The sequence below is a fragment of the Neptunomonas sp. CHC150 genome (assembly GCF_030397555.1).
GTDB classification, from domain to species: domain Bacteria; phylum Pseudomonadota; class Gammaproteobacteria; order Pseudomonadales; family Balneatricaceae; genus Neptunomonas; species Neptunomonas phycophila.
Window position 1 is genome coordinate 1 of sequence record NZ_JAPNXU010000051.1, and the last position, 228, is coordinate 228.

General features: G+C 53.5%; 1 protein-coding gene. It reads right to left on the reverse strand.

The annotated features are described in order from the left end of the window. A partial coding sequence (locus OW491_RS18130; RefSeq protein WP_290037295.1) for a DUF935 family protein occupies positions 1–228 on the reverse strand: 228 nt, incomplete at both ends.

Consider the following 228-nt stretch of genomic DNA (forward strand, 5'->3'; position numbering starts at 1 on the left):
GCTCATCACTGGCAGGTTCAACGGTAGGCTCAATAGCAGCAACTGCCAACTTACGGGTACGCAGCTGCGCCGCGTAGTGCAAATCGCGCTCTTCCATTTCTTCGGCAAGCGTCATGTAATCTTGTGGGTTGTTTCCATCGACCACACTGCGAAGTAATCCCGCTAATCGAAGCGGGTTTAAAGTAGAGGCGACACTGGCAGGTCGAGGGTTACGTACACTGGTGGTGT